General features: G+C 59.9%; 28 protein-coding genes. 15 read left to right on the top strand and 13 right to left on the bottom strand.

Annotated elements, in window-relative coordinates; genetic code table 11:
- Positions 1-132: 132 nt before the first annotated feature.
- Complete coding sequence (locus GSQ77_RS05425) at positions 133-639, top strand: helix-turn-helix domain-containing protein (protein ID WP_158899833.1); 507 nt, start codon at positions 133-135, stop codon at positions 637-639.
- 41 nt (positions 640-680) lie between these two features.
- Here GSQ77_RS05425 and GSQ77_RS05420 read toward each other — a convergent pair whose 3' ends face one another.
- Positions 681-1,106, bottom strand: a complete 426-nt coding sequence (locus GSQ77_RS05420) for a transcriptional regulator (RefSeq protein WP_158899831.1) — start codon at positions 1,104-1,106, stop codon at positions 681-683.
- Between the two features lie 467 nt (positions 1,107-1,573).
- Here GSQ77_RS05420 and mnmE point away from each other — a divergent pair, with 467 nt between their 5' ends.
- Positions 1,574-2,968, top strand: coding sequence for a tRNA uridine-5-carboxymethylaminomethyl(34) synthesis GTPase MnmE (mnmE, locus tag GSQ77_RS05415; RefSeq protein WP_158899829.1), 1,395 nt, complete (start codon positions 1,574-1,576; stop codon positions 2,966-2,968).
- A 656-nt stretch (positions 2,969-3,624) separates the two neighbouring features.
- Here the strand turns inward: mnmE and GSQ77_RS05410 are convergent.
- The 7 genes from GSQ77_RS05410 to GSQ77_RS05380 all read right to left on the bottom strand — a co-directional run bounded on the left by GSQ77_RS05410 (position 3,625) and on the right by GSQ77_RS05380 (position 8,618).
- A complete protein-coding gene (locus tag GSQ77_RS05410) occupies positions 3,625-4,362 on the bottom strand; it encodes a hypothetical protein (protein WP_158899827.1) in 738 nt (245 codons plus the stop codon).
- A 76-nt stretch (positions 4,363-4,438) separates the two neighbouring features.
- Positions 4,439-5,188 (bottom strand): YoaK family protein, encoded by a 750-nt coding sequence (locus GSQ77_RS05405; protein ID WP_158899825.1) that lies wholly within the window; start codon positions 5,186-5,188, stop codon positions 4,439-4,441.
- Between the two features lie 107 nt (positions 5,189-5,295).
- Positions 5,296-5,577, bottom strand: coding sequence for a hypothetical protein (locus GSQ77_RS05400; protein WP_158899823.1), 282 nt, complete (start codon positions 5,575-5,577; stop codon positions 5,296-5,298).
- 51 nt (positions 5,578-5,628) lie between these two features.
- Entirely contained in the window at positions 5,629-5,946 is a 318-nt protein-coding gene (locus tag GSQ77_RS05395) for a hypothetical protein (protein WP_158899821.1), read from the bottom strand.
- Between the two features lie 12 nt (positions 5,947-5,958).
- A complete protein-coding gene (locus GSQ77_RS05390; RefSeq protein WP_254067455.1) occupies positions 5,959-6,132 on the bottom strand; it encodes a hypothetical protein in 174 nt (57 codons plus the stop codon).
- A 435-nt stretch (positions 6,133-6,567) separates the two neighbouring features.
- Complete coding sequence (locus tag GSQ77_RS05385) at positions 6,568-6,903, bottom strand: energy transducer TonB (RefSeq protein WP_158899819.1); 336 nt, start codon at positions 6,901-6,903, stop codon at positions 6,568-6,570.
- A gap of 137 nt (positions 6,904-7,040) precedes the next feature.
- Positions 7,041-8,618 (bottom strand): SH3 domain-containing C40 family peptidase, encoded by a 1,578-nt coding sequence (locus GSQ77_RS05380; RefSeq protein ID WP_254067454.1) that lies wholly within the window; start codon positions 8,616-8,618, stop codon positions 7,041-7,043.
- A gap of 193 nt (positions 8,619-8,811) precedes the next feature.
- Between GSQ77_RS05380 and GSQ77_RS05375 the strand changes: the two genes are divergently transcribed.
- The 3 genes from GSQ77_RS05375 (at position 8,812) to GSQ77_RS05365 (ending at position 10,264) form a co-directional block, all read left to right on the top strand.
- Positions 8,812-9,231 carry a surface-adhesin E family protein gene (locus GSQ77_RS05375; protein WP_158899815.1) on the top strand — a complete coding sequence of 140 codons (420 nt, stop codon included), beginning with the start codon at positions 8,812-8,814 and terminating at the stop codon, positions 9,229-9,231.
- Between the two features lie 105 nt (positions 9,232-9,336).
- Positions 9,337-9,624, top strand: a complete 288-nt coding sequence (locus tag GSQ77_RS05370) for a hypothetical protein (RefSeq protein ID WP_158899813.1) — start codon at positions 9,337-9,339, stop codon at positions 9,622-9,624.
- Between the two features lie 418 nt (positions 9,625-10,042).
- Complete coding sequence (locus GSQ77_RS05365) at positions 10,043-10,264, top strand: hypothetical protein (RefSeq protein ID WP_158899811.1); 222 nt, start codon at positions 10,043-10,045, stop codon at positions 10,262-10,264.
- 88 nt (positions 10,265-10,352) lie between these two features.
- On the opposite strand, the gene GSQ77_RS05360 is transcribed toward GSQ77_RS05365, so the two are convergent.
- Positions 10,353-10,634: a DUF1488 family protein gene (locus GSQ77_RS05360; RefSeq protein ID WP_158899809.1), complete on the bottom strand. Its 282-nt coding sequence runs from the start codon at positions 10,632-10,634 to the stop codon at positions 10,353-10,355.
- 348 nt (positions 10,635-10,982) lie between these two features.
- The gene (locus GSQ77_RS05355) at positions 10,983-11,489 is read right to left on the bottom strand and encodes a GNAT family N-acetyltransferase (protein ID WP_158899807.1); all 507 of its coding nucleotides are present in this window, start codon (positions 11,487-11,489) and stop codon (positions 10,983-10,985) included.
- 783 nt (positions 11,490-12,272) lie between these two features.
- On the opposite strand from GSQ77_RS05355, the gene GSQ77_RS05350 reads away from it, so the two are divergent.
- The 7 genes from GSQ77_RS05350 to GSQ77_RS05320 all read left to right on the top strand — a co-directional run bounded on the left by GSQ77_RS05350 (position 12,273) and on the right by GSQ77_RS05320 (position 18,635).
- Positions 12,273-12,959 (top strand): HAD family hydrolase, encoded by a 687-nt coding sequence (locus tag GSQ77_RS05350; RefSeq protein WP_158899805.1) that lies wholly within the window; start codon positions 12,273-12,275, stop codon positions 12,957-12,959.
- Complete coding sequence (locus GSQ77_RS05345; protein ID WP_158899803.1) at positions 12,956-13,336, top strand: hypothetical protein; 381 nt, start codon at positions 12,956-12,958, stop codon at positions 13,334-13,336. Before GSQ77_RS05350 ends, GSQ77_RS05345 begins: the two co-directional genes overlap by 4 nt.
- Before the next feature lie 290 nt (positions 13,337-13,626).
- Positions 13,627-14,028, top strand: a complete 402-nt coding sequence (locus GSQ77_RS05340) for a DUF4148 domain-containing protein (protein WP_158899801.1) — start codon at positions 13,627-13,629, stop codon at positions 14,026-14,028.
- A gap of 296 nt (positions 14,029-14,324) precedes the next feature.
- The gene (locus GSQ77_RS05335) at positions 14,325-15,140 is read left to right on the top strand and encodes a helix-turn-helix transcriptional regulator (RefSeq protein ID WP_158899799.1); all 816 of its coding nucleotides are present in this window, start codon (positions 14,325-14,327) and stop codon (positions 15,138-15,140) included.
- A gap of 224 nt (positions 15,141-15,364) precedes the next feature.
- Positions 15,365-17,128, top strand: coding sequence for an FAD-dependent monooxygenase (locus GSQ77_RS05330; protein WP_158899797.1), 1,764 nt, complete (start codon positions 15,365-15,367; stop codon positions 17,126-17,128).
- 5 nt (positions 17,129-17,133) lie between these two features.
- Positions 17,134-17,316, top strand: coding sequence for a DUF2783 domain-containing protein (locus GSQ77_RS05325; protein ID WP_174246392.1), 183 nt, complete (start codon positions 17,134-17,136; stop codon positions 17,314-17,316).
- A 197-nt stretch (positions 17,317-17,513) separates the two neighbouring features.
- Positions 17,514-18,635 carry a class I SAM-dependent methyltransferase gene (locus tag GSQ77_RS05320; RefSeq protein WP_158899793.1) on the top strand — a complete coding sequence of 374 codons (1,122 nt, stop codon included), beginning with the start codon at positions 17,514-17,516 and terminating at the stop codon, positions 18,633-18,635.
- On the opposite strand, the gene GSQ77_RS05315 is transcribed toward GSQ77_RS05320, so the two are convergent.
- The gene (locus GSQ77_RS05315) at positions 18,621-20,000 is read right to left on the bottom strand and encodes a TIGR03862 family flavoprotein (protein WP_158899791.1); all 1,380 of its coding nucleotides are present in this window, start codon (positions 19,998-20,000) and stop codon (positions 18,621-18,623) included. The genes GSQ77_RS05320 and GSQ77_RS05315 overlap by 15 nt on opposite strands.
- A gap of 210 nt (positions 20,001-20,210) precedes the next feature.
- On the opposite strand from GSQ77_RS05315, the gene GSQ77_RS05310 reads away from it, so the two are divergent.
- The gene (locus GSQ77_RS05310) at positions 20,211-21,257 is read left to right on the top strand and encodes a sulfate ABC transporter substrate-binding protein (protein WP_158899789.1); all 1,047 of its coding nucleotides are present in this window, start codon (positions 20,211-20,213) and stop codon (positions 21,255-21,257) included.
- A gap of 30 nt (positions 21,258-21,287) precedes the next feature.
- Here GSQ77_RS05310 and norR read toward each other — a convergent pair whose 3' ends face one another.
- Entirely contained in the window at positions 21,288-22,892 is a 1,605-nt protein-coding gene (gene norR, locus GSQ77_RS05305) for a nitric oxide reductase transcriptional regulator NorR (RefSeq protein ID WP_158899787.1), read from the bottom strand.
- 139 nt (positions 22,893-23,031) lie between these two features.
- Here norR and hmpA point away from each other — a divergent pair, with 139 nt between their 5' ends.
- Entirely contained in the window at positions 23,032-24,213 is a 1,182-nt protein-coding gene (gene hmpA, locus GSQ77_RS05300) for an NO-inducible flavohemoprotein (protein ID WP_158899785.1), read from the top strand.
- An 88-nt stretch (positions 24,214-24,301) separates the two neighbouring features.
- On the opposite strand, the gene GSQ77_RS05295 is transcribed toward hmpA, so the two are convergent.
- Positions 24,302-24,865, bottom strand: coding sequence for a MarR family winged helix-turn-helix transcriptional regulator (locus GSQ77_RS05295; RefSeq protein WP_254067452.1), 564 nt, complete (start codon positions 24,863-24,865; stop codon positions 24,302-24,304).
- A 352-nt stretch (positions 24,866-25,217) separates the two neighbouring features.
- Here GSQ77_RS05295 and GSQ77_RS05290 point away from each other — a divergent pair, with 352 nt between their 5' ends.
- Complete coding sequence (locus GSQ77_RS05290; RefSeq protein ID WP_158899783.1) at positions 25,218-26,483, top strand: amidohydrolase/deacetylase family metallohydrolase; 1,266 nt, start codon at positions 25,218-25,220, stop codon at positions 26,481-26,483.
- The last annotated feature ends 13 nt before the right edge of the window (positions 26,484-26,496 follow it).

Genomic DNA, 26,496 nt, shown 5'->3' with positions numbered 1-26,496 from the left:
AGATTTATTTACGACTGCGCGACGCGAACGCAAGGTCGCGTGCACCTCGCACCTGCGCTACAAGGTGATAGGGTGCTACAATAAATATGATTATCATATTTAAAAGGCATTTTGATTCCGAGGGAGGTTCGAATGGCCGCATTGCCCGATGTGAATGACACGCTGTGCCCGGTCGCACGTTCTCAGGCTGTGATGGGTGACCGCTGGGCTGTCCTGCTCGTGCGAGAACTGTTCATGGGCAATCGACGGTTCGATAGCCTGTTGGCGCAGTCACAGGCGACACCGCAGATGCTCTCGACTCGCCTCAAACGGCTTGAAGCGGACGGCATGATTCAGCGCAACCGCTACATGGATAAGCCGCCCCGCTACGAGTACGAACTCACGGAGATGGGGCGCGCGTTCTACCCTGTCATTCTGGCGCTGCGGGAATGGGGTGAGACGTGGTGCAAGTCACCGGACGAGGACGTTGCGGTGCGCTATATCCATCTCACCTGTGGCCACGATACCGGGATCGGTACCGTCTGCGAGGCTTGTGGTGAACCATTGAGACGCGAAGAGCTGAAGCCCGAATTGAGCCGCTCCTACGCGCAGGAGCGCGCTGCGCGCCAGGACGCAGCGAAGGCTCTGAAGTCGGCCTGAGGCAGGTTTTCCGCCCCCTCTGAAGCAGGTTTTCCGCCCCCTTATTCATCCGGCTCGGCGCCATAGAATTGCGTCACCAATTCTTCGACCAAATAGCGCTGATGCGGCGCGAGCGACTGGATCTTTTCCGCGAGCGTCAGCGTTTCAGTCGAAACCGGGTACTGATGCTGCTTCTGTCTGGCCTCTTTTTCGGCCTTTTCAATGACATGAGTCGGCGCTGGCCCATAGTGCAACCAGTGCGCGCTGACATTTAGCCATGTGGCAAGCGTATCGATCTTGTCGCTGGTAGGAATGGATCGTCCGGACAACCACTTGTGAGCGGTCTGAGGCGACACTGGGGCACCAAGGCGGTGCCGCAAGTTGAAGCGCAACGCCAATTCCGTAGCGCCCTTCACGGGGTCAGCGTTACGATTGAGTGCGAAGCGCAGGCGCTTGGCGAAAGCCGCTTTTTCGAGATCTGTAGGCATGCGCCGATTTTGCAGTGCGTGTTACATGGGGCCAGCAACCGAAAAAGATATTTATATCTCGCTTGGTTTACTTATTAGTCCATCCAAGTTAAGATCGATTTCGAACATGCAGTGCACCGCGACTTCCTGATAGCAGTAAATTGCTGTGGCTTCTCAGAAATGGGAGCGCCACCGGCGAAGTTCTCGGGATTCGAAAAACAACCATACAAGTTAAACCTCGACAACAGTCAGGTCGGTCACGGAGCAAGAAGAATCTCGATTTCTATCTCAAATATATAGGATAACGAACAAAAAAAGAATCTAATTAGATCTAGAGTGCTAATGCTTCAACTGCGGCCAGAAGCATACCGGCCTGCGACCAGCCGTAGCAGCACAAGCACCCGTATCATCGATGCATTACAATCCACGCTGCCAGGGGCTCCCTTCTGGCAGCGTTTTTTTTCTTAATTGCATGCCCCATGTGGGCGATGTCCTCCGTGATCGCAGACCGAGACCCGATTGCCGCTATTGCCACTGCTCCCGGCCGGGGCGGTATCGGCGTAGTGCGCGTTTCATTCGGCGCCGCGCCGGTCGCCGCGCTGCTCGATGTGATCCAGTCTCTATGCGGACAAGCGCTGGCGCCACGCCAAGCCGTCTACACCGCGTTTCTCGATGCGCGTGGCGAAACACTCGATCGTGGCATTGCACTCTATTTTCCGGGACCGAATTCCTACACCGGTGAGCATGTGCTCGAACTTCAGGGGCATGGCGGCCCGGTAGTGATGCAATTGCTGCTGCAAAGCTGCTTGGAAGCCGGCCGCGGCTTGGGTGTCCGGCTCGCGGAGCCCGGTGAATTTACGCGCCGCGCTTTCTTGAATGACAAGCTGGATCTGGCGCAAGCCGAAGCCGTCGCCGATCTGATCGAAGCCAGCACTGAAGCCGCAGCGCGCTCGGCCGGTCGTTCGCTGGACGGTGCTTTTTCGCGCGCGATCCACGCGCTGGTGGAAGCGCTCGTTACGTTGCGCATGCTCGTCGAGGCCACGCTCGACTTTCCCGAGGAGGAAATCGACTTCCTCGAAGCCGCCGACGCACGGGGCAAGTTGGCATCCATACGTGCCGATCTCGCCCGGGTGCAAAGCGATGCGCGCCACGGCGCATTGCTGCGCGAAGGCCTTTCGGTCGTTCTGGCCGGGCAGCCCAACGTCGGCAAATCGTCGCTGCTCAACGCGCTAGCCGGCGCGGAGCTGGCAATCGTGACGCCGATTGCAGGCACTACGCGTGACAAGGTCGCGCAGACCATCCAGATCGAAGGCATCCCGCTGCACATCATCGATACGGCCGGGCTGCGTGATACCGAAGACGAAGTCGAGCGGCTCGGCATCGCGCGCACGTGGCAGGAAATCGAGCGGGCCGATGTGATTTTGCATTTGCTCGACGCGCGTATCGGCCAGACTACCGGCGACCCGGAAATAGCGGCTAGGTTCGCCGCCGGCGTGCCCGTGGTGCGAGTGTTGAACAAAACGGATTTGCTAGGCGCTGAGCCGGCCATCCATCATGCGGCCGATGGCGCTTCGGAGGTCAGACTTTCAGCGAAGCTCGGCTCCGGGATCGACTTGCTGCGTGAAGAGTTACTCAGATTGGCGGGATGGCAGACGGGAACGGAGAGTCTCTATCTGGCACGTGAGCGCCATTTGATTGCGTTGCGCGCGGCGAGTGAACATCTCGCCACGGCCGCCGCATTAGCGCAGCAGAACGCACAGGCACTGGATTTATTCGCCGAAGAGTTGCGACTCGCGCAAACGCAGCTCAATACGATTACAGGGGAATTCAGTTCCGACGATTTGTTGGGCGTGATTTTTAGTCGGTTCTGTATCGGAAAATAGCGAGTCGCTTAGCAACGGCCACAAGCAGCCCATAAACCGCCATCAGCATGGCCCGCTCAGTTGTCATCTGTCTGTAGGGTAGCTCGTGTAACATCGCCCACTCCACCCGCTAACAGGACACACCATGAAACACGCCTTGCTCGCTCTCGTAACCGTCGCCGTAACCTTCGGCATGATCGCATCGGCTTCCGCCGACGAACACCATCGCGTCTGCCACAAAGTCAAAGTCCACGGACATTGGCAAAATCGCTGCAAGTAAGCTGCTTTCGCGAGATGTGCCCCGGCTTAAGGTCGCACGCTCGGCCGCGGGTTCATGGAGCGTGTTCACGCAGCGGGTTCAAGCCACACGTCTAAACCGCGTGGTAACGCCCCGTTGCTGGCGCGCCCGGGTGTGTTCTACGGCGCCGACCGCCGTGTGACGTCGCCAGCAACGAATACGCACCCGCATTATCGGCGCATGATTGCACGCCTTCATGCGGACTTTCCCTCCTTGACGATAAAGCCGCTTTCAGTTTTGACAGCGGCGTAACGCTTGTCTGTACGCCAACGCAATGAACATGCGTTGTTTGTCGTCAAGCAGTGCTAGCGCACCCGCCCGAGTCCAATGCAAAGCAAGCGAACCTGAACGCGACCAGCCGACCGAAGGACGAATAAGCTCACTCCTCGAAGCTGAGCTTTTTAGGCACCTCGTATTGGGTTCCATCGTATTGAAGCGTGAAATCCGCGCGCACCGCCGGCACGTCCCGGCTCACACATTGCCCCCCGCTCATCTTTGCATCACTGCTGCCGCTTTTTTGACTCACGCGCAGCACGGCGTAGCCATTGGCCTGATTGGGATCGATCGAAATGACCCGATTGACGGTAGAAAAGGTTCCGGCGCAATTCCCGTCCCAATCGCCGGTTTCGACGCGCGTTTCCAGGTTGCTCAGCACGCGCTTGAGCGTATGCCCTTGCATGACGTACAGATCAAGCACCGAGTTGCCAAACGGATTCACGCGTGACGAACCTTGATGATCGATGCGTACGCCAAACGCGCGCGTATCGGGCGCCAGCTGATAGCGCGCGGTATCGAGGCCGACGCTTTCTATCGTGACCGCATCTTCGTTTAGCGCGGCGGTTCGATACAAATGCGCGAGTACTTCTCCGGTATCGCTTTTGGCGACCAGCACGTCGACATCGTAAGTCGCCGCATCCGGATCAGTGGCTTTCTGCTTGAACGCGAGCACGGCCAGCGTCAGTGTAGGGTCGGCCGACCACACCTTGCAGGCGGAATCGGCGGCGGTGATTGCGCGCCCCGGGTGCAAGGCCTGCGCCCACGTGGACAGGCGGTCCTCACAGCCGGCATGAGCCAATATCGGAATAGACAATAGCGCCGCAGCCCAAAATTTGAACATGAGATCCTTTGTTGATTAAGATGGCCCAATGAGGTGATCCAACAGCGCAGCGCCAGTCGCGAGCGGTTTGTGTCGACTAGCGCCGATAGGCGATCAGGTCGTCCATTACGGGCACCGCAGCCAACAGCAGCAGGATCGCCGCCAACGGTATCGTCGAAACGAAGCCGACATGTTTGAAGCCGAGCGCACCGACCACGCCGCCCACGAAGAACATAGCAAACAGCGACGCAAGCAATTTCAGCTTCGGCTTATCGACCTTGACCGACGCTGCACCCGACGCAGGAAGCACGGCGTTCCAGTACAACATCTTGCCCAGCTCGATGCCGATATCGGTAACGAGACCGGTGACATGGGTCGTGCGAATTTCTGCCTTCGAGATTTTGGTGATCATGGCGTTCTGAAGGCCCATCACGAAGCACAGCAGTATCACTGTCGCCGGGACGTACAGCAGCCGATGATTCTCCAGATTCGAGCCCAGCAGGCCGAAACATAGCAGAAGCCCAGCCTCCAATACAAGAGGGACCGCGTATTCGCTTTGGGCATTTCGCCGACGCCCCCAATTGATCAGAATGGCCGAGGTGGCCGCACCGGCGACGAATGCTACGAGCGAGCTGAGCGCCGACATCAGCAGTCCGATTTCGCCCAAGGCGAGATTGTCGGCCATCGATGAAACGATGCCGGACATATGCGATGTGTATTGTCCGACGGCAAGAAAGCCGCCGGCATTCGCCGCACCTGCGACAAAGGCCAGCGAGCACCCCAGGCGTTTATTGGCCCGAGTGGTGCGCTGCGGGCTGGTGAAGCCGCGGAGATAGTTAATAGGCATGGGCTAGCCAAAAACGGGCCGGCGTTGCGGAGATCCGGACAACGCACCGGGAATTGTCGCATCAAATACGTCGAAATTCGCGGTAATTGCGCTGACGGCTAACTATCCTAACTCTTCGTCGCTGGTTTTTTCGGCGCAGGCTTTTTCGTTGGCGCGGGCCGTTTGTCTTTGATGGAGTTTGTGCGGGGGTTTGCGTCCGGGCTGTCGTGCGGATCGCCGATCTCGTCGCCGATGTACTCCGTCTGCTCCGGTGGAAACTCGAGCGAACACGATTCCACATCGCCATGCGACAAGCACGCGATAAAGTCACTTGCCGTCATCTCGTCCTCGAACGTCAACCGCTCGTTGTTGACGTCGACCACGTTGGGGCCACTACGCCGGATGGTCATACACTTGCTCCGTGAAGAAGGACCACGATATGGGCGCACCAGTTCATGGGCCTATTCCACCAAACGCAGCGGCCCATCCCACGGGAGAAACTGGAAATTCAATTGAGCTTCCGGCTGATCAAGTTCCTTTGCACTGTATAAGCTCGTAGCGCTAGCCAGTGCCTGCGCAATCGCAATCCTGCATAGGGTTTCGTCGCTGATACCCGAGTCCAATGGCGCATCGTCAACGCGAAAGGACATCTGCCGCGCGTTCTCGCGCTGTCCGGTGACCACCGTGACGCGCTTGAGCCCTTCGAATTCGGCGGTGCCCACCTGCGCATCCCGAGCGCTGCCGTCGTGGGTAAGATCGGCTTCGAAATCGAACATCATGATGCACCCCTTTTATTTTTCATGATGCTTGGGCTTCTCGTGCGGTGCCGGCGCGGCTTTGCGCACGACGCTGTCGCCAGAAACCGACAGCGGGTCGCTGGCCGGAAACGACTCGTCCAAACCTTCGTCCAACCTGTCTTCGAGACGCTCCTCCGCTGACGTCGGCGTTTTCTTGGGCGTTTGCATAGATTTCTCCGCAGTAATGGACGGCGACCCCGTGCTAATGGGTTTCCATCCGGGTCGGCGCGCGGTGCCGTCGTGCTCGCGTCGCGGCTCGCCTGCGGTTCAACACCAAACCACAGAGTGCGGCTCCCACTATGAATATGACAACGGTGACCAACATCGGTTCGGCATCAAAGCGCATGGCGGCGCCACACGTGACAAAACCGAATAGACAGGCAATCACGATATTTTTTTGCATATCTCCCCCACCCAGCGCAGTCAAAGGTCGTGGTCGTAGCGATCTTCCTCGCTCACGTATTAGACACTAGCAAATCTGACAGCAGTAAGTCGGACATCAGCAAATAGGATTCCCGCCATAATTCAGCGAACTGCGGCGCGGGCGCAGGATCTCTGCATATTATTTGTGCAATTCGGGTTGTGCAGCTCGGCCCGTGCAAGCTATCGAATCAGATCGAAGTGGTAGGTAACCAGCGCCGTGCCGGCAGTCGCATCGCCGCCCATGCTGGGGTGGTACGGCGTGCACGATGCGGCACGGGCCGAATCCAGTGCGGCCTGATCCAGCAGCGGATAACCGGAAGATTGGACGAGATACAAGCTTTTCGCTGAACCGGTTTCTGAAACACCGATGCGCACCTTGACGGTCCCGTGCGCGCCTTGCGCTTTTGCCGCCTCGGAATACACCACTCTTGGGGTCGAGCATTCCAGTTGAGGGGCTGAGGCACAGCCGGCGAGGGCCGCGACGGCGGTCAGCGAGGTGAGGATCTTGGCGTTCAAGGGTTCTTTCCTGTAAAGGGATGGTGGGTGCCGAACCGCACGCAATGGCAACTGGCTCGGCGTTGCTGCCAGCCGCCATTCGACCGCGTTCCAAGCCGCAAATTCCCCGGCTTTCCCGGCAAATGCCTACGCCCCCTTCAACTAGCGGGATTATCGTCGTCCGGTTGAGTCGGAGTGCCTTCGTCGGCCCCGCCGATAATGGTGATCTGGAAAATGGGCGTGGCCGCCAGCGAGCTCAAAGCCGGGTCTTCGGGAATATCTTTTAGTAAAGGCATGATCACCGAGCCGCCGATCACCGCGCGCCGACTATCGTCCGCGGGCCGCAAGCCCCAGATATCCTGGTACACCACAGCTACGGCATGCCCGCCGCGAGAGGTATTGCCAAGGTACAGCATGACGTGGCCGCCGATATAAATGAGCGTGCGATACGGTTGACCGTGGCTGACCAGGTAATCGAGGCGCTGTGCGGGCGTGTCGGACGAGAGATCGACCATGCGACCGGCACTCATCTGAGTCGACGAGTGCCGTGGCAACCACACGCCAAAGGTGGCGAAGATGCTTTGAAGTTCGGATGAACAGTCGTTGTAGAAACCGGTATTGCCCCAGCCATATGGGCGCCCGATCAAGGTCTTGATCAGCATGGCCAGATGGCGCGGCGTGGCGCTCAGCGGCACCCGTGCGATCTGCTCACGGCCAAGTTGCGCGGTGCGAATTTCGGCTCGGCCGTTCGCATTGCTGGCTGGAACCAAAATGGTACGGGTCGAGGTGCCTGATGTGGCCACAAGCGTGGGCACAAGCGCAGACATAGCCACCGGCCCAGACGCGGACTCAGAGGCAGAGACAGACTCGGACTCAGAAGCAGGCGCAGCCGCGAGCACAGGCAGCAGCGTGCCGGCCGGCGCATCGAAGCGAAATGCGCCTTGGTCATCGCGGACCGGCGCCGAAGCCACGGTCACCGCGCCCAGGGCCTGCCGCGCGGCCGCTCGCCAGGTGGCGACGAAGGCCTCGTCCACCAGGCCTACCCCCGTGCTACGGACCCAGCCTTGCACATCGGGCGTTTGCACGTAGCGCCAGCCTCCGTCGGCGCTGCTGCCCAGCACGTAAAGCGGCGTGCCTGGCCGCACGGCCGAGATCTGGAGGTTGTCGAACGGGTACCCTTCTCCGGCCAGGCGGCGGTCATAAAACGAGGGGTCCAGCGTCGGGAGCTCTCGCACCAATAGGTTGTCAGTTGCAATCGCACGATCTGCCGGCCGATACAGCGCATCGTGTTCGAATTGCGCCACGTTCATGTTGCTCGCAATGGCCGCGATCCAGGCCGATGTGTGCGGCAGGAAGTTCTGGCCAAAACCGATATGCCTGCCGGTCTTGTCCTCGTTGTCGTACGAGGCTATGCGGCGTCGCTGTAAAGCAGCAATATCGCCGCCATTCTGGCGATACACGCGCGCCTGCACGAACGAGCGATTCCACGGCGACGGATCGCTCTCGCCAACCCCGAAATAACGCGCGTACAACGCTTCGAAATGCGCGTGCTGTTCGGCAGGCGACAGGAACGGTTGGTCATAACTCGCGCTGCCGGGATCTATCCAATGGTCGACGGTCTGATCGTACGCCGCCATCGGGAAAATGCCGACCGGGTCGACAGCGGCGCGCGGCGTCGGGGCGCTAACGCAGCCGGTGAGCGCGATGCACAGCGCCGCCGCGGCCGGAATCGACATCCAAGTACTCACGCGCCGGCGCGATGCCGCTTTATCGGAAATCACAGATCGAGGTGATGCAGCAGGGCGAAAATCGACAGTGGGCATGGGCTGAGCCGCGAGTAGGCAAGCCTGGATAATACGACGCGACACCGGGTCTACGCATGTCGACCGACTGGATCGGCTAAACTTCTCGCTTGCAATGAGGAACAGTATGAAAAATATAGCTGTGTTTTTGCTCGCGGCGCTGGCCGCTACGTCAGCCTTCGCAGCAACCCCTGACGGGGGGGATTGGGTGCCCGTAGGCAAGAGCGAGTCGGAAACCGTGTACCTGCAACGCACGGCCGCGACGATCTACGCCAATGGCGAGCGTCACGCTCTCGTGAAGTCTGAGTTCGTCAGCCCTCGCGAAGTCAGCGGTAATTTTTTCAAGACCATGATGGCCCAAGTGGTGTTTGATTGCGACCGCAATCAGTCAAAGATCACACAGACCGATTTTCTCGATGCCGATGGCAAGGTCGTGTACTCCGACCCCCAGCCAGATGCTACGTTTGCGCCTATCGCCGCAGATTCCGAAACTGCGTTTATCCAGGGTTTCGTCTGTATTCATAAAAAACCCGGTCCGGCCAAGTAGATGATCAATGTCGCGCGTACGCCGGTTCGGGTACGCCGATTGCTGGTATTGCTCTGCCAAATCGCTTTCGCGATCGCACTTAAAGCAACTACTCAGGAGATCATCATGCGTAATCTCAGACTTTCGGCCATTGTGGCTGCGGCAGCGCTGCTCGTCTCGGGCGCCGCGTTCGCCCAAAACACACCGGGCAACCCCGGCCCCGGCTCGCCGGTTCCCAACGATCAAACCAATTACCCGAATAAGGCCGGGACGCCCAACTCTGCAATGAAGAAGTCAGCGATGAATACTTCGACGGGCGTCAATACGACCACCAACAACGTATCGGGAAATTCGGCACACGAAGTTTCCAAACCCAAAACTCAAGGTCCGGAAACGTCGCAAGGGCCCCATTAACCCCGAGACGCGAGTTTTAAATCGATGCTTAGCACAGCCCTTTTGCATCGACATTCCGCGCGCAAAACGCGCTGCCGCAATCTGGCTCCGACGCCGCGGCAGCGCATCTGCACCGTTCCGTACGTTAGCGCACACTGGATGCCCTTCGTAATTGGGACGATTTTCTTAACTTTCGCCCCTTCGGAGCGAAATCCTTTCGTTCACGTCCCCTTGTAAAAAGGTGCGCCCTTTTAAAAGGCACGGCCATCTGTTTTATATCTCCGTAATCCCGTGTAAAAAAAAGTAAGAAAATTGTAATCGGCACCCCGGAAAGAACCGGTTAAAGTCCCACCATGCCCGGACCCAATCAGGCAGTTGAGCTCACCGGGCTCCCGTTCGTGGAACCGCCACTTAAAAATGATATTGGGCAAGGTGCGACATGAATCTGGAAGAATTTGAGCAGGCGCTTAAAGAGCTCGACTGGACGCACGACGACTTTTGTCGCATGGCAGAAGTGAACAAAAACTTGCTAGGCCGTTGGAAGAAAGGCACGGTAGCGATTCCCGAGTGGGTTCGCGGATTTCTGACGACAGCTCGTGATATTAAAAATCTCTCCGGCGTGATCGACGCCAACAATAGTGGTCGCCAAAGCGTGCGCTGAGTGAATCGGTCAGTTGCCCCAATTTCTCAGTGGCTCAGTTGCTCAGGCGACCCGATACCTTTATCCGGTTATTTGCGTTTAAACAAATTTAGAAATCTCGTGCCGTCAGATGAACCGCGCGGGAGCCATTGGTCGCGAGTTGTTCGCGCGTCGCCGCGTGAATTCGCTCACGTCCGCTTTCGAATGCCTGCTTGATCTCGGTGCTCGCCTCGGAGGCTGCGCCAAAATGCTCGATCAGCGCCTGGAATGTGATATCGCTCAAGAAGCGTCGGCCATCGACGATCACCGGAAAACTAATGATATTGACGACCTTCGCGCCCTCCAGCGAACTTGCGATATCGGGCGGTACTTTGGGGAACTCGATTTTCATGGTGACGGTTGAATCCTTATACGATGAATCACAGAACGCCCTGCGCGAATCAAACGATGAGTTTGGAGCGGTCGACGAGCGGCCTGGAGTAGGGACGGCGGCGCGAGTAGATGACGCGCTTACATATTGATCGCGTGGACGCACGGGAGTTCCGGGATAAAACCGGCCTAGCGAGGCTTTTCTCAAAAATAAACGGGCCGTGCGCCACGGGTGCCCGCACCGTTAGCGGTGTGCGCGAACTTTGCAAATACGCTGAGGAAACCGCGGGGAGGGCACAGGCGAAGACAGCCGCTCAATCGGGTAAAGAGGTTTTATCCGACTAGCAGCGTGGTGTTGGTGAAGTCTTATTCAAACAGCCTTGACGAGCAGTGTTTCCCACTCATTTGGGTTGGACGGCAGCGTTTGACGATCGCCCGATGGGGTGAATCCGAGCCGCTGGTAAAACTGCATGGCGTTGACGTTTGCGTCCGTCACCCAGGCGTAGACCAGCGTCGAATCGTGTTCGATCAACCAGCGGGTAGCTGCGCTGACCAGTAGTTCGCCACCGCGTAGATGGCGCACCGCCGGTGCGACCCATAGCGCGCGAAGGAAGCTTCGGTGCTCAGGCGCGTCTTCGAAATAAGCACCCACCAGTCCGGCAGGCTGCCCTTCGGTGTAGAGCACGAAGCCGGCGCGTTGATCGGATTGCGCTAGTTGCTGCACCAAAGCGTCGAGCGTTTCCTCGTCTTCGGCGAGCGCTTCCGAAAGCGTCGTGCCAAAAGCGTAAGGCGCTTCGCGTAAAGCGGCGATACGCAACTCGCGATACAGCGCAGCTTGCTCCCCTGCGAGTCGGCGAACCGTAAGCGATGTGTTCATATCTGGCCCGACGTGAAAGTTGGACGATGTGACTTAGCGTAGCGATTATGAATCGCTCGCGAACACGCGACAGGACTCCAGTTCAAGCGTAATTACCCCACGCGTAATATCACATGTCGAATATCAAGATCCAAACGGATTTTTTCAGCTTATGCGTGCCCAAAAAATGGAAACTTGATATTTGTGAAAGGTGAAAAAATTACCGTAAAAAAACGACAAACCCGGAATATGAACGTGCTTATTGTGCCGCTAGTGTATGCCAGTCGCAACTGTATGCTAAGCCGCATCTCGCCACCGTATCAACTTAACGTCAGTAGCAGCGCCTTCCTTGACGTGCCGCCCGCCATGCGGCAAGTCAGGGTGCCTGGGTGCCAGGGTGCATTCGGCAGATAATCGACTTTGACCAGATTGCCTAACGACGCGCCTACAATACCGAATATGCGTCGCCTGGCATCAGTGGCAGTACCCATAGCGGCAGAGCGGCAGAGCGGCAGAGCGGCAGAGCGGCAGAGCGGCCAGGATAGGGGACACTACTCTGAACAGCATCGGTCATGGCCTGTCTCCCCGATTTTTTTTAGTCGGCGTAGTACGCGCCTCGCGCATGTCTGCTACAAGTTGGGTGCGTGTTTGAGGTTCCGTATCAGCGAGCTGATTGTAAGATATCTGAATGATTCGTCAATGTATTGCAGGTTTGCGCTCGGGTGTTCCGGGTTGCCCTACCATCGCCTAGCTCAGAGCCACTCGGAACAATTTCGATTTTTGGATTCTTTTATTAGCGCCCCGATGACTTTTGCTGTTGAACCCACCGCTTCGGCGCACTCAAATGCGCGCATCGTCGCCGCTTTCGATTTCGACGGCACCATCACTACCTGCGATAGTCTGCAGCGCTTTTTATCCGGCGCGCTGGGTTGGCCGCGTTTCGCGCTGGGCGCGCTGTGCGCGCTGCCCTGGTTGGCGGCCTGTGCGCTGCATCTGACCGATCGCCATCATGCCAAAGAACGTCTGCTGCGCGCGACGCTCGGTGGCCGTCCGGCCGCGCAAGTCGAACAGTGGGCGGCCGATTTTGTCGAGCATGACCTGGCGCAATGGCTGCGCCCCGAGATGTTGGCCCGGCTTGCCTGGCATCAGGCGCAAGGGCATCAGACCGTGTTGGTGAGCGCTTCGCCGTCGCTGTACCTGCGGTTGTGGGCGAACAAAATGGGTTTTGCCACGGCCCTGTGCACTGAGCTTGAAGTCAGCGCGGGCCGTTACACCGGTCGACTAGCCTCGCGCAATTGCTGGGGACCGGAAAAAGTGCGACGCCTCGAGGCATGGTGGCAGGAAGACGCACCCACCCTGCTCTACGCCTACGGCGATAGTCGAGGCGACACCGAAATGCTGGCGCGCGCCAATGTGCGCTGCTATCGCGGCGTCGAGCAGTCACCTAACCTGCCCGATCACCTGAACCCGAGTCACCGCCCCGTCGCATGAAAACACCCTTCGTCCTTAACCTCGACACGCGCAAAGCCTTGTTATTTGCGCTCGCGGCCGAGCGTCTCTCCACCTTCTACGAACATGGTCAGTGGATGACCGACGCACAGGGCGCAACGCTGGCCGCTTTGTGGTTGTCCCGCTCGAAGGTGCAACTGGCGCTTGCCGAGCGCCGCCTGCTTTCCAGTCTGAGCGACCAGTTTGCCCGCGAACTCGCGGCCACTTTGTCGCGTGAAGCGGGCTTATATACCGCCCATGAAATGATGGAAGCGCTCGATCCCAACCATCAATCCGGACTGGCGCTCGACCTGCTGGATGAATGCGAACGCCTGCTGCGCGAAAACGGCCTGGACGAAAACACACCCACAGCGCCTTAGCATTTCGCGTGACATCGCCGGCTTCTGCCCGCGCGATGATTACACTCAGCGTAATAGATAATTGCAAATTTCGTACTAATGGTACGAGGCAGGTTCCAGTATTTTGCCCAATCCCCTTTGGATCAAGGCGTTTGGGCGAGTCGCGCTTGAATTGTTGCTGAAATTGAAATTATCAGTTTAAGCAAGCGCCGTTAATTGGGGCGGAACAAGGGTATACACTGATTCTTGTCGACACACTAACCGGCAAGTCCGGTGCAAGCGTCCCCCATCAACGATATTGGAGAAATACCATGAAAAACAAACTCTTCGCAGCTCTGTTGGTCTCGGCCGCAGTTGTCGCTTCGGCTCCCGCTTTCGCCGGTAACGCAAATGTCGGCGATGACGTCTCGACATGGGCGGGAGTCAGCACCAAGACTCGCGCTGAAGTTCGTCAAGAACTGATTCAAGCGCAGCAACAAGGTTTCATCCAAGCGAACGACGACACCTATTACCCGTCGGTCGCAACTACCGGCCCGTCGAAATCGCGCGCCGAAGTGAAGCGCGAATTGGCCGCAACGCCTAACCGTCAACTCGCCGCCGGCGAAAACGAAAACACGATGTACCCGACGCGTGCCGACGTGGCAACGTCGTACAGCGCACCCGCAGTTGCATTGTCGCAAGGCAACGGTCAAGCGGCGGCTAACAACGAATAAGCGGTTCTCGTTGGCCGGGCACCGCTCGGCGCAATGCGGTGAAGTAATGAAAAGCCTATGACGATTTATGTCATGGGCTTTTTTGTTTGCCTGGCGCGACGTGGTTGGTGGCGTGGTGAGCGGGCCGGTTGGGTGAGACGATTGAATCGCGCGGTTGAATGATGCGGCAGTGCTCAGGCAGGCCGAAATCGCGGGCTGAAATACATTTAGCCTTAAAATAGGCGATTGGGCGCGCAGCCGATTGCTTCCAAATCGGGGCACTGAAGAAACCGCGCGTTGTCAGGGGAGGGCTAGCCATGGAGCACCATATCGTCAGCGAATCGCGCTCGCCGCGCGAGGTCGACATTGCACATGCGAGCGGTCTGCTCGCGAGCTTAGGCAACGCCGCCTTGCGTCCGTTTGCTGCCCAAGTGCTGCGCACAGCGCGAGCCTTCTTGCCGATCGAGCAATGCACGCTGTTTGCCTATGAATTCGGCAATCGCCCTCGCACCGTAGCGGCCGCCGATCAACGCGATGGTCGCGAACTGGACCGGATCGCCAGCCTTTACGCCCGTCTTTATTACGCTCAGGATGGTAATCAGGCCGTGCTGTTCGGGCCGCAAAGCCGCGCGAGACGTTCGGACGCCATCGTTTTGCATCGCCAGCAGCGCGATGAAGTTGCCAGCAATGCCTATCGCGCTACCTGTTATGACCGCCCTGGCGTGCAAGATCGAGTCGCGCTGTTATTGCACGTTGATGATGACGTCAGCCTGTCGCTGAATCTTTATCGCAGCATGGCGCACGGCCGCTTTAGCGCGAATGAACTGGAAATTCTCGAAACGCTCGCGCCGCTGCTCGGTGCGGCGGCACGTCAACACTACACGTTGCTTAGCCGCGCCGAGACGTTACCCGAGCAAATGCTCAGGCGGCTCGCGAGCCTGTGCCCGGCGCTAACCAAACGCGAGACCGATGTCGTGCGTGGTGTGCTCAGCGGTGCAAGCGCGACAGCAATCGGCGAGCGCATGGGCATCGCCGTCTCAAGCGTGGTGACTTATCAAAAGCGTGCCTATCGACGTTTGGGCATCGGCAGCCAGCGCGAACTGTTTGCGCTTGCGGCGGGCAGCGCGCACTAAGCTGAGTAGCAGCCGCGCCGTCAGTCGCTTGCCTCGTTGTTTGCCTGGACGCCTGCCTTATTGCCCGCCTAATCGCTCGATCAGGCACCTATCCCGCACGACCGCCCCCAGGCGACGTTTGTCCCCAAAATGAGGACAAGCAGCGACGCAACAGCCGCTAAGATGTGCTCACACGCTCCGCTCAGACGGGTCGAAATTCGCGCCGCCATCGCGTCAGGAGACATATGCATCAGCCCACCGCCACCGCGCACTCTTCGCTGTACTACGACTACCAGGTGCATCCGTATGCGCCGCCACCCGAGAAGCAAGGCTCGCGCACGCGTCACCGCGTCGTGATCGTCGGCGCCGGTCCGATCGGTCTGGCGACGGCGCTCGACTTGGCGCGCTATGGCATTGCCAGTGTCGTGCTCGAGTCCGAATTGCAAGTGGTCGAAGGGAGCCGCGCCATCGTATTTACACGCCGTTCGATGGAAATTCTGCAGCAGGTCGGTGTCGCCGCCGCGGTAACGGCAAAAGGCTTGCCCTGGCGCTACGGCAATTCGTTCTACCGCGGCGAGCGCGTGTTTCGCATGGAAGCGCCACACCCGCAAGACGATCGTTTCGGGCCGCTGATCAACCTGCAGCAACAATACCTGGAAGGCTTTTGCGTCGCGCAGATCGAGCGCGAACCGTTGATCGACTTGCGCTGGGGCAACCACGTCACCGACATTGTTCATAACGACGGTGACCACGCAACGCTCAGCGTCGACACGCCCGATGGCGGCTACGAGATCGACAGCGAATGGGTGATTGCCACCGACGGCGCCCGCTCCGGCCTGCGACAGAAGCTCGGCCTGAAGATGCAGGGCGACGCCTACGAAGGCCGCTTTGTGATCGCCGACATCCGCATCAAACTCGACCTGCCTACCGAGCGGCTGGCATTTTTCGACCCCGTCTGGAACCCGGGCAACACAGTGCTGATGCATCGCGAGCCCGACGACATGTGGCGCATCGACTATCAACTGCCGCCCGGCGAAGCGCCCGAGCAAGCGCTGCAGCTCGACTCGCTGACGGCGCGCATCAATGCTCAACTGGAAATGATCGGTGCGGGCGGCACGCCGTGGGAGCTCGATTGGTACTCGGTGTATTCGGCACGTGCGATGACCTTGTCCGATTATGTGTGCAAGCGGGTAATCTTCGCGGGAGACGCGGCCCACATGCTGCCGATCTTCGGCGTGCGCGGCGCCAATACCGGCTTGCAGGACGGCCACAATCTCGCGTGGAAGCTGGCCTTCGTGTTGCGCGGCTGGGGCTCGCCGCGCCTGCTCGATACCTACAGCGAAGAACGCGTGGCGGCCGCGCGAGAGATCGTGGGCGAGGCGGGCAAGAGCACGCGCTTCATGACGCCGCCTACACGCGGCTTCCGCTTGCTGCGCGACGCCACGCTCTCGTTGTCGCTGCAACATGAATTCGTCCGGCCGCTGTTTCACTGGCGCACCTCGCGACCGCACGAATATGTGTCCTCCAGCCTGAATTATTCGAGCGCTGCGGGGCCGCACGGCGCGCCGGGTTCGCTCGACGGTGTGCTGAACGGCGCACCCATACCCAACGTGTGCCTGGGTCCGGATGACTATCTGTTCGATCATCTGGGCGCATCGTTCTACCTTTTCTACTACACCGCCGAGCCCGAACTACCGGAAGCGCTGCGTGACGCGGTCACGGAGATTCAACAGCGCGGATTTCCTTTCGAGGTAGTGGCGATCGTTCCGGCCGGGCGTCGTGCAGCACCACCCGTGCTCGGTGCTGCGCAGACATTCAGCGACGAGGGTGGCCGCTTCGCCGCGCTTTATGGTTTTGCACCAGAGGGTGCGCAGGCTTATCTCGTGCGTCCGGATCAACATACCAGCGCCCATTGGCGTGCCGATAGTCGGCAAGATAATCAGAAAATAAGCGCCACGAGCCTCAAGGCCGCGTTGCATAGCGCGCTGGGCCTAGCGAACGGAGCATGATCAACATGAGCGAAACTTCTTTAGCCGATCTCGAACAAATCTATGACGCGCTGGCACAGGCGATCGATCGCGCAGGGCCCGCAAAATCGGAGCTGCTGCTGGTCAAATTCGCGTTGCTGTTGGGCCAGGCCATGAATGATCGTGCCGGCTTCGAGCGCCTGCTCGAAGCCGCCTTGCAGGATTTGTGAACCCTATCTGCCGCTTTTTATCTGGCGTTTTCCCCCTAGAACTGCGCGACAGGCCCAAAATACGCCTGCGGGCGTCCTGTCCGGTTGCCTTAATGCCGTCTTAGCCACATTGTGAGTGCCATGTTTGCCTGTCTTCAATCCCATCCCGTGCCTTGCGCGCGAACCGTCGACCCTGCTGTTCTCGCTGGAGCCGCACGATGACCGAGCTGCCGATGCTGCATTGGGACGAAGCCGATCAACCCCGCTCGGCGCTCTGGCGCTCCGAGAGCGGCCTGCCGCCGCCCAAGCGCGTCATGGTGGTCGACGATAGGCTCACCGCCGATTCCGCATTTCGGCTCGCCAGTGAAGGCACCGCATTGTTGTGGCGCGGCGATTTCCAGAATGCACGCCAACTCTTGGAGGCGCTCGCGCGTCGCATCGAGCGCCGGCCGCGCAAGGAGCCGGCAACCTTGCTGGACGCCTTCAACCAGCATCGCCAGGCGCAATCGCAGCGGGCTCGCACGCTGGCGATGGTGTTGCTGCCGCTCGATGCCGAATACAAGATTGCACTGCGACGCGCGCCCGACGTGCACGAGGCCTGCTTGGAAGCGTACGGCGCGCCCCAAACCGAATCGGTGGTGTCGCTGCGTGAGGTGCTTGGGCTCGTGGGCGCCCACGAGTGGCGCAAGAAAGGCGTCGAGATCGACGTGCTCGGTGAGCGCATCCATCCCCACTACGGCGTGTTCTCCCCGGTTCGCGGCGAATACCTGAAGCTGGTCGCCGATGCGGTGTTGCCTGCGCGCACGCTCGCGTTCGATATCGGCACGGGCACGGGCGTGCTTGCGGCACTGCTGGCCAAACGCGGCGTGGCCCGCGTGGTCGCCACCGATCTGGATGCGCGGGCGCTGGCCTGCGCTCGCGAGAACCTGACGCGGCTGGGCTACGGCGCACAAGTCGAGGTGCTCGAAGCCGATCTGTTTCCTGCCGGCCGCGCCCCGCTCGTGGTGTGCAACCCTCCGTGGGTGCCCGCACGACCCAGCTCGTCGTTGGAACAGGCGATATTCGACCCCGAAAGCCGGATGCTGCGTGGCTTTCTGAATGGCTTGAAGGATCACCTCGAACCACGCGGCGAAGGCTGGTTGATCCTGTCGGATTTTGCCGAGCATCTCGGTTTGCGCAGCCGTGAACAACTGCTGACGCTGATAGAGACAGCGGGGTTGAAAGTGCTCGGGCGCACCGACATCAAACCGCATCATCCGCGCGCGGCCGACAAGAGCGATCCACTGCATGCCGCGCGTGCTGCGGAAGTGACGTCGCTGTGGCGGCTAGCGGTGCGTTAGGCCCAGATAAGCCAACGCTCCCTGCCCGGCCAAGCGTCCGCTGGCCAGGCAGGCCGTGAGCAGATAGCCGCCGGTCGGCGCCTCCCAGTCCAGCATCTCGCCCGCGCAAAACACGCCGGGCATCCTCGTCAGCATCAAACTGTCGTCGAGCGCCTCCAGTGCCACGCCGCCCGCCGTGCTGATCGCCTCAGCGATCGGCCGCGGCCGCAGCAAACGCAGCGGTAACGCTTTGAGCGCGTGTGCAACGCGTGCCGTGTCTGTAAAAGCATCCTTGCTCAGGCATTCGTGCAGCAGCCCCGCCTTCACCCCGGTGATACCCACTCGGCTTTGCAAATGGCTACTCAGCGAACGAGCGCCACGCGGACGTGTGACCTCGGCCAGCACGCGCTCGAGCGGCAAAGCGGGCAGCAAATCGAGCATGACGTTGGCTTCGCCTTGCGCGAGCCACTGCTCGCGGATCGGCGCCGACAAAGCGTAGACCAGACTACCTTCGATGCCGGTTTCGGTGATCAAGCATTCGCCGGCACGGGAGATCTCGCGTCCGTCGGCGTCTCTCAGCGAGAGCGCCACCGACTTCAGCGGCTGTCCGGCAAACCGGTCCTTGAAGTGCGCGCTCCATGTCGTATCGAAGCCGCAATTGGCGGGCAATAGCGGTTGAACAGGCACGCCTTGTTGCACGAACGTCGTCACCCAGGCGGCGTCAGATCCCAGACGCGGCCAGCTCGCGCCGCCCAACGCGATGACCACAGTGTCGGCCGCGATCAGCTTCTCGCCTTCCGGCGTAGCAAACCTTAACCGAGACATGTTGGCGGCAGCGGTCGCACCTTTCGCGCCGTCGCGGTTCGAAGCCGCAAGCGCACCCTGCGCTGCGCCACCGGTCGAAGTCAAAGTCGCAGTCGCGCCGTCAGCCACATCGCCCAACGCATCCCCAGACACGCCATCGCCCCATCCCAGCCAGCGATGCCGCATGTGAAATTGCACCCCGCTCGCACGCAGTCTATGCAGCCAAGCACGCAATAGCGGAGCCGCCTTCATGTCGGTGGGAAACACTCGCCCGGAGCTGCCGACGAACGTGTCGATGCCCAACTCGTACACCCAAGCGCGCAGCGCGTCCGGACCGAACGCCTCCAGCCACGGCGCGACCCGTTCACGACGCGCGCCATACCGACTGAGAAAAAGCTCCGCCCGCTCGGAATGCGTGAGGTTCATCCCGCCTTTGCCGGCCAGCAAGAACTTGCGGCCGACCGAAGGCATCGCGTCGTACAAGTCGACGCGCAGCCCGTGGCCAGCCAGCGCTTCGGCGGCCATCAGCCCGGCGGGGCCGCCGCCGATCACGGCGACTGAGAGGGAAGTGGAACCCGGCATGCAAGACGCTTCTTAAAAGAGAAAAGAACCCGTGGAACAGCAGAGGAAAGAACCGGTGAATGCCGAGAGTTTACTGGGTTGCGGCCGCGCACGGCGGCTTAAAACGCGCGGCCGTGCTTTAGATTCCTGTATTTATGCAAACCTGCCACTCGCAGCAACGATAAAATCGGCGTTCCTGTTCACGTTCACGTTACGAGACTCGACACGACCATGCTGACAAGAAAGACAACGCTGCAGAATCTGGCCTCGCTGGCCTTGCCGGCTCTGACCGCGCTGAGCGTCCTTGGGACTAGCGGCGCCGCCCACGCACAGGTGACATTGCTCAACGTTTCCTACGACGTCACCCGCGAGCTATACAAAGATATCGACACTGCCTTTATCGCCAGCTACAAACAAAAAACCGGCGAAACCGTGGCCGTCAGGCAATCGCACGGCGGCTCCAGCCCGCAGGCGCTAGCGGTAACGCAAGGCCTGCCGGCCGACGTCGTGACGATGAACCAAGCCAGCGATATCGACTTGCTGCACGAACGCGGCGATCTGGTGCCGGCCGACTGGCGCACGCGCCTCCCCTATAACAGCAGCCCCTACACCACCACGATGGTGTTCCTGGTACGCAAAGGCAACCCGAAACACATCAAGGATTGGGATGACCTGATCAAGCCGGGCGTCGCCGTCGTGATCCCCAATCCGAAAACATCCGGCAACGGCCGCTACAGTTATCTGGCCGCCTGGGGCTGGCGCCTGCAGCATGGCGGCAACGATGCGCAAGCCAAGGATTTCGTCACCAAGCTTTTCCATAACGTGCCGGTGCTCGATACCGGTGGCCGAGGCGCCACCACCACCTTCACGCAGCGCGAGATCGGCGATGTGCTGGTGACGTTCGAAGACGAAGTCGCCCTGATCGATCGCGAAGTCGGTGCCGGGAAATTCGAAGCGGTCTATCCGACCTCCAGCCTGTTGGCCGAACCGCCCGTGGCGCTTGTCGATAAAGTGGTGGACAAGCGCGGCACGCGCAAGGAAGCGCAGGCCTATCTGGACTTCTTGTTCGCACCGGAAGGCCAGGAAATCATCGCCAAGCATTATTTGCGTCCGCGCGATCCGGCCGTGCTCAAGCGCTATGCCGCGCAGTTCACGCCGATCAAGACGTTTACGGTCGAGCAGGTGTTCGGTAGTTGGGACAAAGCCCAAGCGATTCACTTCAACGATGGCGGCACCTTCGACCAGATCATCGTCGATGCAAAGCGCGACGGCAGCTAATTAGCCAGTTTCGCATCCGACGCTCGTTCCTCATTTCAATCCGAGGCGCTTCGCGAGCCGATTCAGGTTGGCGCGGTCCAAGCCCAGTTCGCGCGCCACGGAAGCCCAATTGTGGCGATGTCGCGCGAGCGTCTGCCCAATCAAATCGCGTTCGAACGCCGTGACGGCACTACGATAATCTTCCCCGGGCGTATCGGCGGCCACGCCGGTCGTCGGCGCCGCGAGGCCTGCAGCGAGGCCCGCATCAAGCTTGGGCGTATTCGTCAAATCGAGGTCCCGCTGCGTGAGAGTCAGGATCCGCGGACGCTCGCGATGGCTGGCGAGCGCCTTGAGGGAACTGCGCCCGATCAGATGTTCCAGCTCACGAATGTTCCCGGGCCACGTATAAGCGACGAGCGCCGCTTGCGCTTCCACGCTCAGGCGCAAGCTTTGCAGGCCCAGCCGCGAACGATTTTCCTCGAGAAAGGAACCCGCCAGTAGCAGCGTATCGCGCCCGCGTTCGCGCAACGGCGGCACCCGCAGCGGGTACACGCTAAGTCGATGGTAAAGATCGGCGCGAAACCGGCCTGCTCGGACCTCTTCCGCGAGATCGCGGTTGGTCGCGGCAATCAGCCGCACGTCGACCTTGTGGTCAAGGTCCGAACCGATGCGCTGCAACTGTCCGTTTTGCACGACCCGCAGCAGCTTCGCCTGAACGCTGGGCGACAACTCCCCAACTTCGTCGAGGAAAAGCGTGCCGCCGTCGGCCAGCTCGAACTTGCCGCGCCGGTCGGCCGATGCGCCCGAGAACGAGCCGCGCACGTGACCGAACAGCTCGCTTTCGACAAGCGTATCGGGCAAAGCGGCGCAGTTCAGCACAATCAACGGTTTGCCCACTCGCGGCGAAAGCGCATGGATACCGTTCGCAACCAGTTCCTTGCCGACCCCGGTCTCGCCCAGGATCAGCACGGTGAGATCGCTATCGGCGGCGATGCGCATCTCTGCGACCAAACGCTTATGCGCAACGCTGCTGCCTATCATTTCGCGGCGGCTCTGCCCGCTCGCTTGGCGGTAAGCCTCGGCGCGCTGCCGCTCCTGTTCGGTGTTACGCGCGAGCGTATCCATGCGCTCGACCACGCTGACTGTGGCAGCCGCCAGACTCAAGAACGTCTGCAATGACGGCAGGTCGAGCGTATCGAACCGCGCGGGATCGAGCGCGTCGAGCGTGAGCAAGCCCCAGGCGCGCCCACCGATATGCAGTGGACAACCGAGGCAATCGTGAACTTCCAGCTCGCCGACCATGCCGTGCACGAGTCCATCGTAAGGGTCGGGCAAATCGGAATCTGCAGGGAAGCGTGTCGGCCCGTGCTCGGCGAGCAATTTAAGAAAACGCGGATGCTCGCTCACACGAAACCGGCGTCCGAGCGTATCGCTGCTCAAGCCGTCGATCGCGACCGGAATCAGGAAATCGCCTTCGAGCCTTAACAACGCGGCCGCATCGCTCGGGAACAGGCTGCGTGAAGTCTCCAGCAAACGGCGGTAGCGTTCGGCGTCAGGCAGGTCGCGGGACAGGTCTTCCATGAGCGGCAGCAATGCATCCAGAACCGCTCGCGTAGTCATTTTGACCGCTGCTGCAGTCTTATCGACTCGTGTCATATTAACTGCCTTGATTTATATCTCTATGATTTTAAAGCATTTAACAGCTGGCATGGAAAGTGGATAGAGTAAGTGCTTTCACGAATCTGGCGTTGCCCGGTTCAGCAGCATCAATCTACTTTTTCCAAGGCAAGCGATCATGTTATCCATCGAACACCGCACCATCGTCAAGGCAACCATTCCGCTGCTCGAAAGCGGCGGCGAAGCACTCATCAGCCACTTCTACAAAACACTGCTCGAAGAGAACCCGCAAGTGCGGCCGCTTTTCAACCAGGCCCATCAAGCGAACGGTGCGCAAGCGCGCGCGCTGGCCAACGGCGTGCTGATGTACGCGCGGCATATCGACCAGCTTGAACAACTGGGTGGCCTCGTCGGGCAGATCATCAACAAGCACGTCGCGTTGCAGATTCTTCCCGAACACTATCCCATCGTCGGCGGCTGCTTGCTGCGCGCGATTCGCACGGTACTCGGAGCGGAGATCGCGACCGATGCCGTCATCGAAGCGTGGGGCGCAGCCTATCAGCAACTCGCTGACCTGTTGATCGGGCTGGAAGAAAAAGTCTATGCAGAGAAAGAACACGCCAAGGGTGGCTGGCGCGGTGCGCGCGCGTTCCGCGTGGCGCGCAAGGTCCGCGAGAGCGACGAAATCACGTCCTTCCACCTGCGCCCCGCCGACGGTGGCGACGTGCTCGCATTCCAACCGGGTCAGTACATCGGGCTGCGCGTGGTCGTGAAGGGCGAGGAAGTGCGTCGTAATTATTCGCTGTCCTGCGTATCAAACGAGCACGAGTACCGCATCAGCGTAAAGCGTGAACCGGGCGGCAAGGTGTCCAACTATCTGCACGACGAGATCCACGAAAACGACACGTTGGAACTGTTCGCGCCGTCCGGCGATTTCACGCTCGAACCGAATACACGTCCGCTCGTGCTGATCAGTGGCGGCGTCGGCATTACGCCCACGCTCGCGATGTTGCAAGCCGCGTTGAAAACGCTGCGGCCGATCCATTTCATCCATTCAGCGCGCCACGGGGGAGTGCACGCGTTTCGCGGCTGGATCGATGAATTGGCCCATGGCCATCCGCAGCTCAAGCGCTTCTATAGTTACGACCAACATCGCGAAGGCGACACGCAGCCGAACGCGATCGGCCTTCTCGATGAACAACGTCTGAAGGAGTGGCTGCCGGAAACGCGCGACGTGGACGTCTATTTCCTGGGACCGACCGGGTTCATGAGGGCAATCAAGAAGCACTTGAAAGCACTGGGTGTTCCCGAGAAGCAAATCCGCTATGAGTTTTTTGGACCGGCTGCGGCGCTCGAATGAGCTTGTACGACTGCTAATGGCGGCGCCCCGCTACAGGTCCGTGCGCCATTAGCTTGTGCGATGCGCCAAGGGTAGCGTCGCGCCAGACTCAGTCCGCTGCGCCCCGCACCCGCAGCGGCACAACGCCTTCTTCGTTGTTCGCTTCCACGAGCCGTACCAACTGCAGCATAAACAAGTCTCGCTGCGCCGGTTCAAGATGCTCCAACGTGCGATCGTGTGCACGTTGTACAGCCGGCGCCATCTTGCTCACGAGTCGCTTGCCCTGGCGGGTCAGCTTTACCAGCTTGATCCGCTTGTCGGTCGGCGATTGACTCCTATCGATCAAACCCCGTAATTGCAGACGCGGAATCACTTCGGCGACGCTCGATCGTTCGAGGCCGATCTCCAGCGCCAGTGTGTTCTGGTCGATCTCGCCCATTTCCGAAAGCGTCGTCAACAAACTGTACTGCACCGGCGTGATGTTGAACGCGCTGGTTTCCTCGGCGAATAACCAACCGTGGATCTGATGCATGCGGCGAATCAAAAAGCCCGGGCGCGTGAATAACAACGATCTGGCCTGACGACGGGCAAGTTCGGCACGCACCGCATTAGGCTCAATGTCGAGCTCCACCGCGGACTCGGTCTGTTCTTCGGTCATGATCGGTACGATCATCTACGGCTCCCCTGGATGGTAGCAATGCTGCGTGGACAAACGTTACCAACACCACGCAGCAATCGCCACGCAACAATCGCGCCATTCTACCTCTCAACCCTGGCCTTTCGCCAGATATGTGGTACACCCCGTAATTCACCAAAAACGAGCAGGGCGCACGGGCTTGGTGCGCGCCGTGCACCGACACTTTTTCTTTGGTGCGGAAAATTATGAGGTATGGCCCGTATCTCGTCGCCAAAAAAAGCCAAGGTCCTTATTTCATAGGCATGAACCTCGAATTCCAAGCGACCCGCAAAACCGGCACAGAATTTGCGGTACACCACACATCTTCCTCAAGTCGGCTGATGCAAAAATGACAAAAATGTTGCTCAAGGGCGGGCGCGTGATCGATCCCGCGGCGAAACGCGATGGCGTATTTGACGTGCTGGTTACTGACGCCACCGTCACCGCTATCGGCGCAGATCTGTCTGCCCAATCGGCAGACGCGGAAGTCATCGATTGCCGCGGGCAACTGGTGCTGCCGGGCCTGATCGACACACACGGTCATGTCTTCCAGTACGTGACCGGCCGCTTCGGCCTCAATGCCGATATGTGCGGCGTACATTCCGGCGTCACCACACTGATCGACCAGGGCGGCCCCAGTTGCATCACCTTGCCGGGCTTTCGGCATTTTGTGGCCGAACCGGCCGCTACCCGAGTGTTTGCGTTCCTGTCCGCGTATCTGGTCGGAGGACTCGAAGGACATTACTACCCTGATCTGTACCGCCCGGATTGCCTCGATGGCGCCGCGACCGTCAAAGCGGCGCTGGCCAATCTGGATCTGGTCAAGGGCATCAAGGCACACGCCGAAATCGGCGGGTTCGCGCGCTGGGGTCTCGACGTGATGAAGATCGCAGCGCAAATCGGGCGCGACGCGCAATTGCCGCTCTACATCCACTTCGGACAGCTATGGCCCAAGCCGTCGCAGGGCGGCCGCGAAGTCGAGGCCGATTCGATTTTCAACCAAGTGGTCGAAACGCTGAAGGCTGGCGATATTCTTGCGCATCCATTCAGCCGGCATCCCGGCGGCTTTGTCGAGCTCGATGGCTCGCTGCATCCCTTGGTGCATGAAGCGGTGGCGCGCGGGCTGAAGATCGACGTGGGCTACGGCTCGCATTTCAGTTTCAAGACTGCGCGCATCGTGCTCGATGGCGGCGTGATGCCCGATACGCTGGGTGCGGACATGCACGGCTATAACACCACCGTGCCGCAGCCTGCGGGCACGCCCGACTCGCACCCGGACGAGGAAGAACACTCGTTCGTCGGACGTACCCGGTTCAGCCTTGTCGGGGCCATGACCAGCATGCTGGCTCTGGGCCTGCCGCTCGAACAGGTCGTGGCGATGGTGACCGACAACGCCGCGAAAATGATAGGGATGCAGGGCGAGCTCGGCACGCTCAAGGTCGGCGGTGTCGCCGATATCAGCGTGCTGGACGACCAGCGCGGACGCTGGGTGCTGCAGGATAACGAAGGCACGCAGATCGTCACGGACCGCATGCTGTCGCCGTTGTTCTGTCTGCGCGCCGGTCAACGCTTTGCCGCCGACGCATCGATTTTGCCGCTCGCGCATGCTGCCTGATTCAGGAGCCGAG

This window comes from Burkholderia sp. L27(2015), from assembly GCF_009765705.1.
GTDB lineage: Bacteria > Pseudomonadota > Gammaproteobacteria > Burkholderiales > Burkholderiaceae > LMUX01.
This window is presented reverse-complemented; position numbering and strand designations above follow the sequence as displayed.

Bases quoted from the DNA above. Each gene is read 5' to 3' on its own strand.
- GSQ77_RS05410 (WP_158899827.1), bottom strand. From the start codon at position 4,362: ATGTTCAAATTTTGGGCTGCGGCGCTATTGTCTATTCCGATATTGGCT.
- GSQ77_RS05405 (WP_158899825.1), bottom strand. From the start codon at position 5,188: ATGCCTATTAACTATCTCCGCGGCTTCACCAGCCCGCAGCGCACCACT.
- GSQ77_RS05365 (WP_158899811.1), top strand. From the start codon at position 10,043: ATGAATCTGGAAGAATTTGAGCAGGCGCTTAAAGAGCTCGACTGGACG.
- GSQ77_RS05360 (WP_158899809.1), bottom strand. From the start codon at position 10,634: ATGAAAATCGAGTTCCCCAAAGTACCGCCCGATATCGCAAGTTCGCTG.
- GSQ77_RS05370 (WP_158899813.1), top strand. From the start codon at position 9,337: ATGCGTAATCTCAGACTTTCGGCCATTGTGGCTGCGGCAGCGCTGCTC.
- GSQ77_RS05320 (WP_158899793.1), top strand. From the start codon at position 17,514: ATGACCGAGCTGCCGATGCTGCATTGGGACGAAGCCGATCAACCCCGC.
- GSQ77_RS05335 (WP_158899799.1), top strand. From the start codon at position 14,325: ATGGAGCACCATATCGTCAGCGAATCGCGCTCGCCGCGCGAGGTCGAC.
- GSQ77_RS05390 (WP_254067455.1), bottom strand. From the start codon at position 6,132: ATGCAAACGCCCAAGAAAACGCCGACGTCAGCGGAGGAGCGTCTCGAA.
- GSQ77_RS05420 (WP_158899831.1), bottom strand. From the start codon at position 1,106: ATGCCTACAGATCTCGAAAAAGCGGCTTTCGCCAAGCGCCTGCGCTTC.
- GSQ77_RS05340 (WP_158899801.1), top strand. From the start codon at position 13,627: ATGAAAAACAAACTCTTCGCAGCTCTGTTGGTCTCGGCCGCAGTTGTC.
- hmpA (WP_158899785.1), top strand. From the start codon at position 23,032: ATGTTATCCATCGAACACCGCACCATCGTCAAGGCAACCATTCCGCTG.
- GSQ77_RS05425 (WP_158899833.1), top strand. From the start codon at position 133: ATGGCCGCATTGCCCGATGTGAATGACACGCTGTGCCCGGTCGCACGT.
- GSQ77_RS05330 (WP_158899797.1), top strand. From the start codon at position 15,365: ATGCATCAGCCCACCGCCACCGCGCACTCTTCGCTGTACTACGACTAC.
- GSQ77_RS05345 (WP_158899803.1), top strand. From the start codon at position 12,956: ATGAAAACACCCTTCGTCCTTAACCTCGACACGCGCAAAGCCTTGTTA.
- GSQ77_RS05310 (WP_158899789.1), top strand. From the start codon at position 20,211: ATGCTGACAAGAAAGACAACGCTGCAGAATCTGGCCTCGCTGGCCTTG.
- norR (WP_158899787.1), bottom strand. From the start codon at position 22,892: ATGACACGAGTCGATAAGACTGCAGCAGCGGTCAAAATGACTACGCGA.
- GSQ77_RS05290 (WP_158899783.1), top strand. From the start codon at position 25,218: ATGACAAAAATGTTGCTCAAGGGCGGGCGCGTGATCGATCCCGCGGCG.
- GSQ77_RS05325 (WP_174246392.1), top strand. From the start codon at position 17,134: ATGAGCGAAACTTCTTTAGCCGATCTCGAACAAATCTATGACGCGCTG.
- GSQ77_RS05380 (WP_254067454.1), bottom strand. From the start codon at position 8,618: ATGTCGATTCCGGCCGCGGCGGCGCTGTGCATCGCGCTCACCGGCTGC.
- mnmE (WP_158899829.1), top strand. From the start codon at position 1,574: ATGTCCTCCGTGATCGCAGACCGAGACCCGATTGCCGCTATTGCCACT.
- GSQ77_RS05350 (WP_158899805.1), top strand. From the start codon at position 12,273: ATGACTTTTGCTGTTGAACCCACCGCTTCGGCGCACTCAAATGCGCGC.
- GSQ77_RS05375 (WP_158899815.1), top strand. From the start codon at position 8,812: ATGAAAAATATAGCTGTGTTTTTGCTCGCGGCGCTGGCCGCTACGTCA.
- GSQ77_RS05355 (WP_158899807.1), bottom strand. From the start codon at position 11,489: ATGAACACATCGCTTACGGTTCGCCGACTCGCAGGGGAGCAAGCTGCG.
- GSQ77_RS05295 (WP_254067452.1), bottom strand. From the start codon at position 24,865: ATGATCGTACCGATCATGACCGAAGAACAGACCGAGTCCGCGGTGGAG.
- GSQ77_RS05400 (WP_158899823.1), bottom strand. From the start codon at position 5,577: ATGACCATCCGGCGTAGTGGCCCCAACGTGGTCGACGTCAACAACGAG.
- GSQ77_RS05315 (WP_158899791.1), bottom strand. From the start codon at position 20,000: ATGCCGGGTTCCACTTCCCTCTCAGTCGCCGTGATCGGCGGCGGCCCC.
- GSQ77_RS05395 (WP_158899821.1), bottom strand. From the start codon at position 5,946: ATGATGTTCGATTTCGAAGCCGATCTTACCCACGACGGCAGCGCTCGG.